The 13409-nt window shown below is 61.6% G+C and carries 18 protein-coding genes; 9 read left to right on the top strand and 9 right to left on the bottom strand.

Annotation, left to right across the window (positions count from 1 at the left end; all coding sequences use genetic code 11):
- Window positions 1–41: 41 nt before the first annotated feature.
- The 3 genes from RUH75_RS18055 to RUH75_RS18065 are packed head-to-tail and all read right to left on the bottom strand — an operon-like array spanning window position 42 to window position 2985.
- On the bottom strand, window positions 42–1088 hold the full coding sequence (locus RUH75_RS18055) for a homocysteine S-methyltransferase family protein (RefSeq protein WP_313808549.1): 1047 nt from the start codon (window positions 1086–1088) through the stop codon (window positions 42–44).
- Window positions 1085–2017: a methylenetetrahydrofolate reductase gene (metF, locus tag RUH75_RS18060; protein WP_313808550.1), complete on the bottom strand. Its 933-nt coding sequence runs from the start codon at window positions 2015–2017 to the stop codon at window positions 1085–1087. Before metF ends, RUH75_RS18055 begins: the two co-directional genes overlap by 4 nt.
- Window positions 2014–2985, bottom strand: coding sequence for a metalloregulator ArsR/SmtB family transcription factor (locus RUH75_RS18065; protein ID WP_313808551.1), 972 nt, complete (start codon window positions 2983–2985; stop codon window positions 2014–2016). The genes metF and RUH75_RS18065 overlap by 4 nt, the downstream gene beginning before the upstream one ends.
- Before the next feature lie 217 nt (window positions 2986–3202).
- On the opposite strand from RUH75_RS18065, the gene RUH75_RS18070 reads away from it, so the two are divergent.
- The 5 genes from RUH75_RS18070 to RUH75_RS18090 all read left to right on the top strand — a co-directional run bounded on the left by RUH75_RS18070 (window position 3203) and on the right by RUH75_RS18090 (window position 6073).
- Window positions 3203–3430, top strand: coding sequence for a circumsporozoite protein (locus RUH75_RS18070; RefSeq protein ID WP_313808552.1), 228 nt, complete (start codon window positions 3203–3205; stop codon window positions 3428–3430).
- Between the two features lie 126 nt (window positions 3431–3556).
- A complete protein-coding gene (locus RUH75_RS18075) occupies window positions 3557–4519 on the top strand; it encodes an IS1595 family transposase (RefSeq protein WP_313808553.1) in 963 nt (320 codons plus the stop codon).
- Between the two features lie 508 nt (window positions 4520–5027).
- A complete protein-coding gene (locus tag RUH75_RS18080) occupies window positions 5028–5615 on the top strand; it encodes a winged helix-turn-helix domain-containing protein (protein WP_313808554.1) in 588 nt (195 codons plus the stop codon).
- 48 nt (window positions 5616–5663) lie between these two features.
- Window positions 5664–5804, top strand: coding sequence for a hypothetical protein (locus RUH75_RS18085; RefSeq protein WP_313808555.1), 141 nt, complete (start codon window positions 5664–5666; stop codon window positions 5802–5804).
- Window positions 5801–6073, top strand: a complete 273-nt coding sequence (locus RUH75_RS18090; protein WP_313808556.1) for a hypothetical protein — start codon at window positions 5801–5803, stop codon at window positions 6071–6073. Before RUH75_RS18085 ends, RUH75_RS18090 begins: the two co-directional genes overlap by 4 nt.
- 114 nt (window positions 6074–6187) lie before the next feature.
- On the opposite strand, the gene RUH75_RS18095 is transcribed toward RUH75_RS18090, so the two are convergent.
- On the bottom strand, window positions 6188–6604 hold the full coding sequence (locus RUH75_RS18095) for a glycine zipper 2TM domain-containing protein (RefSeq protein ID WP_313808557.1): 417 nt from the start codon (window positions 6602–6604) through the stop codon (window positions 6188–6190).
- A 251-nt stretch (window positions 6605–6855) separates the two neighbouring features.
- Between RUH75_RS18095 and RUH75_RS18100 the strand changes: the two genes are divergently transcribed.
- Window positions 6856–7848 (top strand): esterase-like activity of phytase family protein, encoded by a 993-nt coding sequence (locus RUH75_RS18100; RefSeq protein ID WP_313808565.1) that lies wholly within the window; start codon window positions 6856–6858, stop codon window positions 7846–7848.
- A gap of 225 nt (window positions 7849–8073) precedes the next feature.
- On the opposite strand, the gene rpmB is transcribed toward RUH75_RS18100, so the two are convergent.
- Window positions 8074–8367 (bottom strand): 50S ribosomal protein L28, encoded by a 294-nt coding sequence (gene rpmB / locus RUH75_RS18105; protein WP_313808558.1) that lies wholly within the window; start codon window positions 8365–8367, stop codon window positions 8074–8076.
- A gap of 148 nt (window positions 8368–8515) precedes the next feature.
- Between rpmB and RUH75_RS18110 the strand changes: the two genes are divergently transcribed.
- A complete protein-coding gene (locus RUH75_RS18110; RefSeq protein ID WP_313808559.1) occupies window positions 8516–8737 on the top strand; it encodes a hypothetical protein in 222 nt (73 codons plus the stop codon).
- 40 nt (window positions 8738–8777) lie between these two features.
- Window positions 8778–9236, top strand: a complete 459-nt coding sequence (locus RUH75_RS18115; RefSeq protein ID WP_313808566.1) for a nucleoside deaminase — start codon at window positions 8778–8780, stop codon at window positions 9234–9236.
- An 18-nt stretch (window positions 9237–9254) separates the two neighbouring features.
- Here the strand turns inward: RUH75_RS18115 and RUH75_RS18120 are convergent, their stop codons facing one another.
- Entirely contained in the window at window positions 9255–11129 is a 1875-nt protein-coding gene (locus RUH75_RS18120; protein ID WP_313808560.1) for a hypothetical protein, read from the bottom strand.
- 44 nt (window positions 11130–11173) lie between these two features.
- Between RUH75_RS18120 and RUH75_RS18125 the strand changes: the two genes are divergently transcribed.
- Window positions 11174–11590: a GtrA family protein gene (locus RUH75_RS18125; RefSeq protein ID WP_313808561.1), complete on the top strand. Its 417-nt coding sequence runs from the start codon at window positions 11174–11176 to the stop codon at window positions 11588–11590.
- On the opposite strand, the gene RUH75_RS18130 is transcribed toward RUH75_RS18125, so the two are convergent.
- From RUH75_RS18130 to RUH75_RS18140, 3 genes are all read right to left on the bottom strand, one after another.
- Complete coding sequence (locus RUH75_RS18130) at window positions 11587–11880, bottom strand: GIY-YIG nuclease family protein (RefSeq protein ID WP_313808562.1); 294 nt, start codon at window positions 11878–11880, stop codon at window positions 11587–11589. The genes RUH75_RS18125 and RUH75_RS18130 overlap by 4 nt on opposite strands.
- A 118-nt stretch (window positions 11881–11998) precedes the next feature.
- Window positions 11999–12799, bottom strand: coding sequence for a LytTR family DNA-binding domain-containing protein (locus tag RUH75_RS18135; protein ID WP_313808563.1), 801 nt, complete (start codon window positions 12797–12799; stop codon window positions 11999–12001).
- Window positions 12796–13409 (bottom strand): histidine kinase (locus RUH75_RS18140; protein ID WP_313808564.1); only part of this gene is annotated, 614 nt, incomplete at its 5' end. The genes RUH75_RS18140 and RUH75_RS18135, both read right to left, overlap by 4 nt.

Raw genomic sequence — 13409 nt, forward strand, 5'->3', positions numbered from 1 at the left:
AGTCACGTGCCTCATTTCAACGCTGGGATGACGTTTCTATCTTATGCCGCGATGTGCATCGGTTCCAGCCCAGCCAAGCGCGTCACCACCGGCAATTCCGGCACCTGACGCGGCTTGTGTCCGGCAAGCGCCTTGGCCACCGCGCCGATATGCGCAGGCGTCGTGCCGCAGCAGCCGCCGACCATATTGACCAGCCCCTCATCCACCCACTGTCGGATCAGGCTCGCCGTCGTCTCGGGCAGTTCATCATATTGCCCCAGCTCATTGGGCAGCCCCGCATTGGGATAGGCCAAAATCAGCGTATCGGCATTCTTCGCCAGTTCGCTCAGATAAGGCCGCAGCAAATCCGCCCCAAAGGCGCAGTTCACCCCGATGGTGAGCGGCTTCAGATGCCGCAGCGAATACCAGAAGGCATTGATCGTATGGCCGGACAGGTTACGCCCCGACATGTCGGTGATGGTGAAACTCAGCATCAACGGCACTGGCCGCCCCGCCGCCGCCTCGGCCTCCCGCGCGGCCATGCCCGCCGCCTTGGCATTGAGCGTGTCGAAGCAGGTTTCGACCAGCAGGAAGTCCACCCCGCCTTCGATCAGCGCATCGCACTGCTCGCGATAATCGGCCTTCAGCGTATCATAATCGACCTCGCGATAGGCCGGATCGTTCACATCGGGCGAAATCGACAGCGTCTTGTTCGTCGGCCCGATCGACCCCGCCACGAAGCGCGGCCGCCCGTCCTTGGCCGTCGCCGCCTCGCACGCCTTGCGCGCGATCTGCGCGGCGGCGATGTTGATCTCCCGCACCAGATGCTCGGCTCCATAATCGGCCATCGCGATCTTGGTGGAGGAGAAGGTGTTCGTCTCGATCATGTCCGCCCCGGCATCGAGATAGGCGGTGTGAATGCCCTCGACGATATCCGGCCGGGTCAGGCAGAGCAGGTCGTTATTGCCCTTCTGGTCCCTGGCGAGATCGAGCGACCCGCGATAATCCGCCTCGGTCAGCCCATGTTTCTGGATCGACGTGCCGTAGCCGCCGTCGAAAATCATGATCTTCTCGGCCGCAACGGCGCGGAAGCGTTGTTCGGCGGTCATGCCGTCTTCTCCAGTTGAGGCCTGCACCCAAGCAGATGACAGATCGCATAGCTCAATTCCGCCCGGTTGAGCGTATAGAAATGAAAGTCGCGCACCCCGCCCGCATAGAGCTTGCGGCACAGCTCCGCCGCCAGCGTCGCGGACACCAGCTGCCGCGCGGCGGGCAGGTCGTCCAGCCCCTCGAACAGTTTGCCCATCCAGCCCGGCACATCAGTGTTGCACATGGCCGACATGCGCTGGACCGCCGCGAAGTTGCTGACCGGCATGATTCCCGGAATGATGTCCGCATCGATCCCCGCCGCCGCGACGGTATCGCGGAAACGGAAGAAGGTGTCAGGCTCGAAGAAGAATTGCGTGATCGCCCGCGTCGCGCCCGCATCCAGCTTGCGTTTCAGATTATCGATGTCGCCCCGCGCGCTCAGCGCATCGGGATGCGTCTCGGGATAGGCGGCCACGGAAATCTCGAACGGATGGCGCTTCACCAGGCCTTCGACCAGTTCCGCCGCGCCCTTGTAACCGTCCGGATGCGGTTCGAACTTCGCGCCCATTTCCGGCGGATCGCCGCGCAGCGCGACGATATGCCGCACGCCCGCTTCCCAATAGGCGTCCACCACCTCGTCGATTTCGGCCTTGCTCGCCGCCACGCAGGTCAGATGCGCGGCCGCCGACAGCGGCGTTTCCTTCGCGATCCGCGCCACGGTGTTGTGCGTCCGCTCCCGCGTCGACCCGCCAGCGCCATATGTCACCGACACGAACTTCGGCGCCAGCGGCGTCAGCGTCTGGATCGCGGACCAGAGCTGCTCCTCCATCTTTTCCGTCTTGGGCGGGAAGAATTCGAAGCTCATATTAATGTCGCCGGCCAGATCGGCATAAAGCGGCGCTTGCCAAGCCCGCCGGGCCTCTTCGACGGAAGGGAAGCTCAAGGTCATGCGGAAAGTCGTCCTTCGATTGGCAGGACGCGCGCGCCCCGGCGCCGCCCCAGCCATAATTGCACCGTCAGTTCCTGGCCGGGCAGCACCTCCACCCGTTCCAGCTCCAGGCCCGCCTCCGCGAACCAGCTTTCGATCTGCTCGTCGGAAAAGCCCAACCGCGCATGCTGGTCGCGCAGCCGCAGCTCTTCCCGTTCATGCGCCGCGAAATCGGCGATCAGCACCCGCCCGCCCGCCGCCGTGACCCGCGCCGCCTCGGCTATCACCGCCTCGGGTGCCTGGGCATAATGCAGCACCTGGTGCAGCACCACCGTGTCGACGCTGCCCGGCTCCAGCGGCAGCGCGCCGAAATCGCCCAGCACCAGCGCATATTTGTCGCCCGCATCCTCCGGCAGCTTGGCCCGGGCCAGCCGCAACATATCCGGGCTGCGGTCGAGCGCCGTCACCTGTTCCGCCGACGGGCCGAACAGCTCGATCATCCGCCCGGTGCCGGTGCCGATGTCGAGCAGATGCCCGATCGGCTCCGCTCCCATCAGAACGGTCATCGCCCGTTCGACATCACCCTCCGGCACATGGAGCGAGCGGATCGCATCCCATAGCTCGGCATGTTCGGCAAAATAGCCTTCCGCCGCCTGCGCACGGTCCGCCCGCACCGCCGCCAGCCGGGCGAGGTCGGCCTTCTGCCACAAATCCTCATTCTCGGACGGGACAAGCCGGTCGAACAGCGTCCAGAAAGGCGCGATTTCCGGTCTTTTGCCGATCCGCAGGAAAACCCAGTTGCCTTCCTTGCGCCGCTCGACCAGACCGGCTTCGGCAAGGATGCGGACATGGCGCGACACGCGGGGCTGGCTTTGCCCGACGACCTGCGCGATCTCCCCGACCGCCAGTTCCATGGCGCGCAGAAGATAGATGATGCGCAGCCGCGTCGGGTCGCCCAAGGCCCGGAAAATGTCGAGTGCTGCGCTCATGGAAAGATCATATAAAGAAATCTTTATATGCGTCAATGGCCGTTCGCAACGGAGCCCTCATAGCCCCCTATAGCCCCAAATCACGGGCTTCACGCATGATTGGGATTGCCATGAGTCCTCCGATTCATTACGAATCGCGGCGCAGACGCAATGGGGGGTGAACTTTTCTCCGAGAGTGGTCTGCACCGTTTTTTATTCTCAGAGAGGGGTTTAACCCATGACCAAGTCGATTGCTCTTTCGCTCGTTCTCGCCGCGTCGCTCGGCCTGGCCGCCTGCTCGGGCGGTGCGGAAAATGCCGCCAACGCTTCGGCCAATGCAGCCGAGAACGCTTCGAATGCTGCCGACAATGCCATGAATGCCGCGATGAATGCCGCTGACAACGCTTCGAACGCTGCTTCGAACGCTGCCAACAGCGCCAGCAACACTGCCGCGAACGCGATGTAATTCCCCCTTAAGGGAATTGTCTGATGGGGCCGCGCCGGAAACGGGGCGGCCCTTTTCTTTTGGCGATTATGCACTTTACAAACCCACGCTAAAACTGTAGGAATGATGGCAAGGAGTTAAGCCGTCATGTCCGTTCTGTCCGCCCCTCACTTTCACGATGAAACCAAGGCTTTCGAGTATCTGGAAAGCGTGATCTGGGCGGACGGTGTAACGTGCCCGCATTGCGGCGTCGTAGGCGGTCGCGTCTATGACCTTTCGGGCGTTCGTGGCTCCAAAAGCGTGAAGAACCCGGAAGGCGCAATCCGCCACGGCCTCAAGAAGTGTGGCGAGTGTCGCAAGCAGTTCACCGTCAAGGTCGGCACTGTTTTCGAGCATGCCCGCATGCCGCTCTATAAGATGCTCCAGGCTGTCCACCTGATCGTTTCCAGCAAGAAGGGCATCAGCGCCCACCAGCTTAGCCGCGTTCTGGAAGTGCAGTATAAGAGCGCTTGGTTCCTTGCTCACCGTATCCGTGAAGCTATGCGTTCGGGCGACCTCTCCCCTTTCGGCGGTAACGGCGGCATCGTTGAAGTGGACGAAACCTTCATCGGCAAGTTGAAGGGTGTCGAGAAGAAGCGCGCTTTCCACCACAAGATGAAGGTTCTGGCGCTGGTGGATCGTGAAACAGGTAAGGCCCGCACGATGGTCATTGACGATGTGAAGGCTGAAACCCTCATGCCGATCGTGCTGGAGAACGTCGCCCGCGAAACCCGCGTCATGACCGACGAACACAGCGGCTACCGTTCGATGAAGGATCACTTCATCAGCCATGGCACCACCAGCCACGGCAAAGGCCAGTACGTCGATCTGGCCGACCGCACCATCCACAGCAACACCGTGGAAGGATATTTCAGCATCTTCAAGCGCGGGATGAAGGGCGTCTATCAGCATTGCGGCGAGCAGCATCTGCACCGCTATCTGGCTGAATTTGAGTTCCGCTATAACAATCGGGTGGCCTTGGGCGTGAGCGACCGCCAGCGCGCAGTTGAAAGCTTGAAGGGCATCGTCGGCAAGCGTCTGACCTACGCAAGGCCTGACGTCCACGCCTGAAAAGCACCCCTCGGTATCGGCACCCAAGCAGGTTGGATCACTGAAGCGCCCGAATCGCTTGCAAGAGCGGTCAGCCGAAGATGGGAAAGTCTTTCGTAAGCTGCGGAGCGCTTGAAGTCGCCCCAGACGCATCACTGAGCGAACGATTTGTTAACCGGAAAACTCGGCAGAAATCGTGCATTTCTGGGCGAACGAAGGGTAAACAACCATCAAAACAAGCAAAACCATCAGGCCGCTGTCTTCCGTGACAGATTCCGCTTGCGTCACGACTGAAAACCATTCAGATACAACAACACCGGGGAATTGGAGTCCCCGGTGTTGAGTGTCCATCTAGCCGGTTTCTGGGCCAAGACTAGCGGAGGTTGCGAAGAAGATGACGGTGAGGAGATAGCCTGAGGGGGTCTGTTGATCCCTGATGTCAGGGCGATGCTGACCACCGCCGTCCCCGTTGACTTCGCGTCGCGGGGACGGCTCCCTCTTTAGGCCTATGGCCGGGAGCTGTCAAGAAATGACCACTGATAATCCCAACACAGACCCGTATGAGGCGGTTCTGTTGGACCTGCGCGCGAAGCGCGACCATTTAGATAACATGATAAAAGGACTAGAGGCGTTCCGGGGAATACCTAGTTCTGGGGTAAGCCTCCCCATGTCTTCTGTCCCTAGCGCAACGGCGGAAGTAGCTATTGAAGAGACTTCTGGCATGTTTTTGGGCATGTCGATCGTCGATGCTACTAAGAAGCTGCTTGCTCTTCGCAAAAAGACGATGGGCAATGTAGAAATTTCGCGTGAGTTGCGAGCGGGTGGCTTAATCCTCACGGGGTCAGACCCGGTTAATGTCATCGGATCTGTTTTGACGCGTCGGTTCAATCAGGTGGGCGATGTTGTAAAGGTTGGTCGTGGCATATGGGGTTTGAAGGAATGGTATCCCGGCCGCAGCTTCAAACCGAACGGTAAGGCACCTAGCCCCGCCTCTATTCCTGCTGAACCTGATTGGCCCGGAAACGAAGAAGAGGCGGAAGCGGCAAGCTCGATGGAGCCGAATCCAGAGGATTTTGGCTACGAGAAGCCGAAGCCTGAGTTTGATCGCCTTGCGTAAGCGCCCTTACCAGTGCCATCTTGAATGTTCTGAGGTATATTCGGCTGAATGACAGACGAACGTAAAACCCAACTCGACAAGTTCAAGGAAGCCGCCCGCGAGCTAGAGACGGACGATGATCCGCAGCATTTCAAGGAGAGGCTTGGAAAGCTGGTGAAGCATAAGCCCGCGCCGGATAAACCGGAGTGAAATGGCCGCTGGCGCTACTCGCCTTGTCCACAGCGGCCTGCGATAGTCGTCCCGACCAGTGGGACGCCTTTGTATATCCTGATCGCGATGACCTCTCAAAGCACGAGGAAATCGCCGGGTTCAAAACCTTCGAGCTTTGCCAGCAGGCGGCGATCGGCCGACTAAGGACGCTCCCTGATCCCGACACGGGCGATTATGAGTGCGGGTATAAGTGCGAACCGCGCGCCGATTTGGACGGCGTCAACGTGTGCAAAGAAACCCGGAAATAGTCCGGGTTTGTAAAGTGCATAATCGCCTTTCTTTTGGCGTCAGGAACGCCGACATGAAAAAAGGGCCACCCCAATGGAGTGGCCCTCATTCTTCCATCCCGCAAAGGCGACGGATCAGCAATCCCGGTCGATCGCGCGCCCGGCCAGCGCACCCACGCCCGCGCCGATGATGGCGCCCGTGGTGCCGTCGCCGCGACGGCCATAGCGACCGCTGCCCTTGCCGATCTCGTTACCCAGCAGGCCACCGGCGATCGCGCCGATGATGGTGCCGCCCGAACCGCTATCCCGGCAGCGATAGCCACCACGATAGCCGCGATGACCACGATAATAGCCATCGCCGCGATAATAGCCGTCGCCCCGGTAATAACCGTCGCGATAGCCGCGATAGCCCCGGTCCCCGCGATAATAATCGCCGCGCTCATAATGGCGGCCCCAGCCGTCACGGGCCATGGCCGGCGTCGCGGTGACGGCCAGAGAGGCAGCGCCCATCGCCAGCGCCGCCCCCAGATTGATCAAGAATTTGGTCTTCATGGCGTTGCTCCTCGTATTTTGCCCTCGGGTTCGTCCTTCCAGGGAGGATTCACCATCGATTGAAGCCCTTTTGCCCGATTCGCATTGAGCCGAGCCTGAATGGCGATGTCAGCGATCGTTCAGCAAAATCACCGCGTCATTCAAGCAGCCAACACCCACATTATCGCGCTTTTCGACCACCAAGGCCAGCGATGAGGGCCCAGCACGAAAAACCCCTGCACAAGGCCCGATAATCCCCTATGGCCAAGGCGATGCGCCGAATCCTGATCGTCCTGCTGCTCGCGATCCTGCTGCTCCCCGCACCGCACAAGAACAAGCCCGAACCCATCGGCGCCGGTCCCCTGCTGGTCATGGCCCGGCCACTGCCGCTGAACGCCGCCGATCCTGCCCAGCGCGATCTGGGCCGCCTTCATTATCTGGGCGGCTGGCAACTCAGCAGCGCCCATCACGGCTTTGGCGGCATTTCCTCGCTTCTGGCGGAACCCGACGGCCAGATATTGGCGCTCAGCGATTCCGGCACGCTGATGGGCTTCCATATCGGCCCCGGCAAGCCACGGCGGCACTCGTTCATCGCTCCCCTCCCCATCCGCCCGCAGGATCGCGATCGCCCCTGGTGGGCGTGGGATTCGGAAGCCATGACCCACGACCCGACAACCCAGCGCTATTGGGTCGGGTTCGAACTGCAACAGATGATCTGCCGCTATTCCCCCGGTTTCGCTCGGGTCGAAGCCTGCCGCATCTGGCCGCAGATAGAGGCCTGGCCCGAAACCGGATCGATCGAATCGCTCGCCCGGCTGCCCGATGGCCGCTTCCTGGTGGTGGCGGAGATGGGCATGACCGTCGACGGCAGCCACGACACGCTGCTGTTCGCGGACGACCCGGCCGAAAGCGCGACGGCGGCGCCAATACACCTGCGCTATGTGCCGCCGCGGGGCTATCGTCCGACCGATGCCGTTGCGCTGGACGATCGGCATGTGCTGGTCCTCAATCGCCGGCTGACCTTGCAGGACCTGTTCACGGCGACACTGGCGATCATCGAACTGCCGCAAAAGCCCCGCGCCGGCGACCGGCTGAAAGCACGCACCCTGGCCCGGCTGGCACCCCCGTTGCTGGCGGACAATTTCGAAGGGCTGGCCGTGAGCCGGCAGGGCCGCCGATGGATCATCTGGATCGTATCCGACGACAATCACGAATTTTTCCAGCGCACCCTGCTGCTGAAATTCGCGCTGGATCAGCAGGAGTAGACCGTAAGGGGTGGATTCTTGCCATTACAGCTTCGTCATCCCGGACTTGATCCGGGATCCCGCTTTTCTTCTTGAACGTACATCTGAAAGGTAGCGGGACCCCGGATCAAGTCCGGGGTGACGAGGGTGGGAATGTCCACACATGGCCAAAATCAGCCACATCCCGAACCAACGCAAAAAAGCGGCCCGTCACCGGACCGCTTCATGCGAACCAATCGAAAGAGATCAGGCCGCGAGGGCAGCCTTCTTCTTCACGATGTCGCGCTTCAGGCGGCGAGCCTTCAGCGACAGCTTCTCGTCGCTGGTCTTCAGCAACCAGTTGTCCAGGCCGCCATTATGCTCGACCGAACGCAGACCATGGGTCGACACGCGCAGCTTCACGGTCGTTTCCAGCGCTTCGGAGATCAGCGACACGTTCTGCAGGTTGGGCAGGAACACACGCTTGGTCTTGTTATTGGCGTGGGAAACATTGTGACCCACCTGGCGGCCCTTGCCGGTCAGCTCGCAAATGCGCGACATAGTCAATCAACCTTGTAATTCGGGTTCGTTCGGAAAGCGGCGCCGATAACGGGATTCCCGGCGCACGTCAACCCGCTCAGCGCCGTTCCGGGCCGCAACCCTTTCCGACTCATGAGCGTTGAGGTCCCATAAGCCAAAGGAGGCGGAAATGCGATTCATTGGTGGCCTGTTGCTGATTTTGCTGCTGGTTCTGGCCGGCGGCATCGCCACCGGCTTCATTGATCTGCAAAAAACGCAGGAAGGAAGCCTTCCGCACGTCGCGGTCACGGGCGGCTCCCTGCCCAGATATGAGGCCAGCGTGGCGAAGGTCGAGGTCGGCAAGCGCAAGGAAACGGTCGAAGTGCCGACTGTGGACGTCAAGAAGCCCTGACCCTTTTCGAAAGGCCCTGTCATCCTGTATGGGCGAAGCAATGCGCTCGCCCTTCCCCTTGCCCGATCCCATGCGCCGTGCCCTTGATCTCGCCCGCGCCGCCGCCAGGGCTGACGAGGTCCCGATCGGCGCCGTCATCACGCTGGACGGCCGGATCATCGGGGAAGGCGAAAATCGCAACCGTCGCGACAATGACCCCACCGCCCATGCCGAAATGGTCGCGATCCGGGCGGCGGCGGCGCATCTCCGGGATTTTCGCCTCACCGGCTGCGACCTCTGGGTGACGCTGGAACCCTGTCCGATGTGCGCGGGCGCGATTTCCCACGCGCGCATCGCCCGGCTCTATTATGCGGCCTCCGACCCCAAGGGCGGCGCGATCGAACAGGGCCCGCGCCTCTTCACCCAGCCGCAATGCCTGCATCGGCCGGAGGTCTTTGGCGATCTGGCCGAAGCCGAAGCCTCAGCGCTGCTGCGGGATTTTTTTCTCGCCCGGCGCTGAAGCATTCCGGGGGAATTGTCACCGCCCTGAATAATCGATGCGATACAGGGTGTAGGGCAGCGTCAGCCCCGTCTTCAGCGGCACCGGCTTCAGCCAGCCCGGCACCTCGCCCCGCATCAGCCCGGCATAAAAGCCCCTGGGGCTGCGCGACTGATAGATGGTGCCCTCCGGAAAGCCCGGACAGACCAGCAAATAGGTCGCATGATGCTTCGCCGCGATCGGCCGGAAATTCTCCGCCGGGCCGTCATAGGCATGATGCATGTCGAGAATCGTGGCGCCGTTGCGGTGATAGGGGCCTGCAACCGCGCTGTGATGAGTGGCGACGATCAGGCGCGGCCCCAGATCGACCATGGTGAAAATGGTGGCGGGAGGAAGCTGGTTGAGCACCTCCAGCGCCGGAAGCGTACGGCAGCGGCCATTGGCCTTGTCGATGGCGTTTCGGCGTGCCTGTGTCGCCGGTTTTTGCGGCTTGGGCTTCTCGCCCGTCATTTGGACCCAGAACTGATTGATTTGCGGGTAGAATGGCGTGGCAAAGGCCGCCACGGCCAACAGCGCCACGCCCAGCCCCGCCGCCAGACGGGCCGCCGGCCGACCCGTCCCGATCATGCACAGCAGGCGATAGGCCGCCCAGGCCGCGGGCGGGATCGCCAGCAACTGCGCCGCCGGCCCCGCGCGCAACTGCCAGAAGAGCAACGCGGTGGAAAAGAGCATCATCAACCCGACCGTCGCCCAGGCCCAGAGCCGGTCACTGTCCCGCCGCGCGTCCCACAAGGCCCAGATCAGGCCGAACAGCCCCACGACCGGAATCGCCATCAGCGGCACCACCAGACTGCGCGCCTGCACCGTGATCGGCTTGGCCTCGCGGATATTGGCGAGCCACAGCTTTTCCAGCTCCGGCGAAATCTGATAGGCACCCGACAGGCATTGCGGCCAGTTCAGCCAGGCAAAGGCCGCCACCGCCGCGCCGACGACCATCCCCGCCCCCAGGCGCGCGGGCCAGCTCTTCAGCGGCAACAGCGCCAGCAACGCCATCCCCGCCGAAACCGCCGCGAAGATCGCGACCCAGATGGGGGAGATCGCGTCGCATACCATTTCCCGATTGGCATAGCTGGCGAACAGCACGAACAATATGGACGTCGCCCCGCCAAGGCTGATCGCATAGGGCAGCATCCGCCGCGCCGCGCCCTCCTTGAACACCCAGCGCAGCGCGATCAGCGCGCCCCCGGCGGCCAGATAGACGATCATCTCCATGCCGATGGCGATGGAAAGGGCACTGCTCAGCCCCGCGACGATGCCGCCGCGCAACCAGTTGCGGTCGATCAGCCCCGCCACCATCAGCACGGTGAAGGCGAGCTGCCAGCCATGATGGTCGATCCGCATCGGCAGGAACATGCTGACGCCCATCTGCGCGGTGAAGGGCGCGGCGGCCGCCAGAAACCAGCTATTCCCTCTGGCCAGCCGCCGCGCGATGAAGCCCAGCCCCAGCATCAGCGGCAAAAGCGGCAGCATCGGCGCGATCCCGCAGGCCAACCGATCCGCCAGCCCCTGATCCAGAAAGGCGCGGAAGAACAGCATCAGCCCGGCAAGCGGCAGGTCCACCAGCCGCGACCAGTGGATGTTGAATCCGGCGGGCGGATCAAGCCGATATTGGCGCAGGTCATACCAACCCTGCCCCGCCAGCCAGTCCTTCACCTGAAGATAACGGATATTGTCGTCGGTATCGCTCAGCGTCAGCCAGTGGATCTGCGCCCAGCGCGAAAAGACGAATCCCACCATGACCGAAATCCACAGCAGAACGGTCAACCACTTCCAGTTGCGCGTTGCATAGATGGAAAGGTCCGCCGCGACGGTAGCGGCGCGGGCGCGCAGGACAGGCCAGCTTTGCAGTTTCATGGCCGGTGGATTAGAGGCTCCGCATCAAAGCGCAACGGGGCCAGATGAAAATCCTCCAAATCTTCACGCCGGCAAGGCAGGCTCTTTTCTGGCAGATCGTCCGCTATGGCATGACCGGGCTGTTCGTGACCGCGTGCCAGGCGGGCATTTACTGGACTCTCGCCGCGCCGGCCGGCCTGCACCCGCAGGTCGCCAACGGCATCGGCTATCTGGCGGCGGTGATGATCGGCTATGTCACCCACAGCGCCTTCACCTTCCGCGGCTACGGCAGCCGGGACAGCAACGCCGCTCGGGGGCTTCGCTTCGTCGCGGTATCGCTGATCAGCTATGCTCTGAACGCGCTCTGGGTGTGGCTCTGCGTCACCCATATGCGATGGCCGGAATGGTCGCCCATCCCGGCCATGATCTTCGTGACCCCCGCTTTGGTGTTCGGCCTCAACCGCCAATGGGTGTTTCGTTAAGCGGCGATGGAAACGAACAGGTCTTGCCAGTCGGGATTATGGTCCTCGATCAGCCGCAACTTCCAGTCACGTTTCCATTTCTTCATGCGGAATTCGCGTTGGCGGGCTTCCTGAAGATCATCATGGGCTTCATACCAGACGAGGAAGCGGCAGGCATATTCGGCGCTGAACTCGCTACCAAAGCCGTTGCGGTGCTGCCAAACGCGTTTCACTAGATTGCTCGTGACGCCCAGATAAAGCGTCCCATTGTGGCCGCTGGCCATCAGGTAGACATATCCGGGCTTGCTCATGCCCCAATCTCCACCGTGTTCCTGCGAAGGCAGGAACCCAGTTCCGCCGTCACCCTGTCACCGCAACGCCTGGACTGGGCTCCTGCCTACGCAGGAGCACGTCACTCTTCAGGGCACATCAATGCACGAATCGCGCCACGACATCCCGATAGGAACGGCTGACCTTCACCTGCGCCCCTGATTCCAGCACCAGGAAGCATTCGCCGTTGGTATGCGGCTTCACCTGCCGCACCTGGCTCAGATTGACGATGGTCGACCGATGCACCCGCTGGAAATTGCGCGGGTCGAGCCGTTTTTCCAGATCCTTCATCGTCTCCCGCAGGATCAGCGAATTGTCGGCGGTATAGATGCACATATAATCGCCCGCCGCGTCGATCCGCTCGATCGAATCGACGTCGACTCGGAAAATCTGCCCGCGATCCTTGATGTTGATAAGCTTCTCGAAACGATTCGCGGCTGGCGCGTCGCCATCGGCCGAAAGCTCGTTCATCGCTTCCGGCGCGACTTCCGCCAGCACCTCGCGCAATTTCTCCGCTTCCTGCACCTGCCGCTTCTCCGACAGCCGCTGCCGCACCCGGTCCAGCGCGTCGGCCAGTCGTCCTTCCTCGACCGGCTTCATCAGATAATCGACCGCCTGCGCCTCGAAAGCGCGGATCGCGTGGTCGCTATAGGCGGTGCAGAAAATGAAAAGCGGCGGTTCCACCTCCATCAGCCCCTGCACGACGGAAAATCCGTCGAAACCGGGCATTTGGATGTCAAGGAACACAAGGTCGGGCTTGTGCGTCTTGATGGCGCGGATCGCTTCGCGGCCGTTGGAACAGGTTTCTACGATTTCGACATCCTCATGCGCTTCCAGACGCAGCTTAAGGCCTTGAATAGCCAGGCTTTCGTCGTCGACGAGGATTGTTCTGATGGTCATGCGGCCACTCTCGATGGTTCATCCAGGTTAAGCGGCATTTCGATCAGGACCGAAAAGCCGCCTGGCGTTGAACGCGTTTCGAAACTCTGTCGTTCCCCGAAAGCCTGAATCAGCCTGTCGCGGATGTTCGCCAGACCAACGCCCGTTCCTTCGCTGACCAGATTGTTCGGGCGGGTGAACCCCTCATTCAATCCCGGACCCGTATCGGATACGATGATCCGGACATTTTCACCGGCGGGCTGCGCCGTGACGGAGATTTCGGCCCCCTCTTCCTTGGGCGTCACCGCATATTTGATCGCATTTTCGACCAGCGGCTGGAGCAGCAGAGAGGGCAGACGCGACTGGGCGACCGCTGGATCGATGTGGAAAACCGGCCGCAGCCGATCCTCGAACCGCATCTTCTCAATCTCCAGATAGAGCTTCAACGTCTCGATCTCCTGCTCGATCGTGACCTGCGCGGTCGGCTCGTTGATCAGAGTATAGCGCAAAAAGGAGGAGAGTCGTGAGAGCATCGCATTGGCCCGATCCGTCTGCTTCAACAGCACCAGGGTCGAGATCGAGTTCAGCGTATTGAACAGGAAATGCGGATTGAGCTGATAGCGCAGCATCG

Origin of the sequence: Sphingobium sp. (genome assembly GCF_032153725.1) — a bacterium.
Lineage (GTDB): Bacteria > Pseudomonadota > Alphaproteobacteria > Sphingomonadales > Sphingomonadaceae > Sphingobium.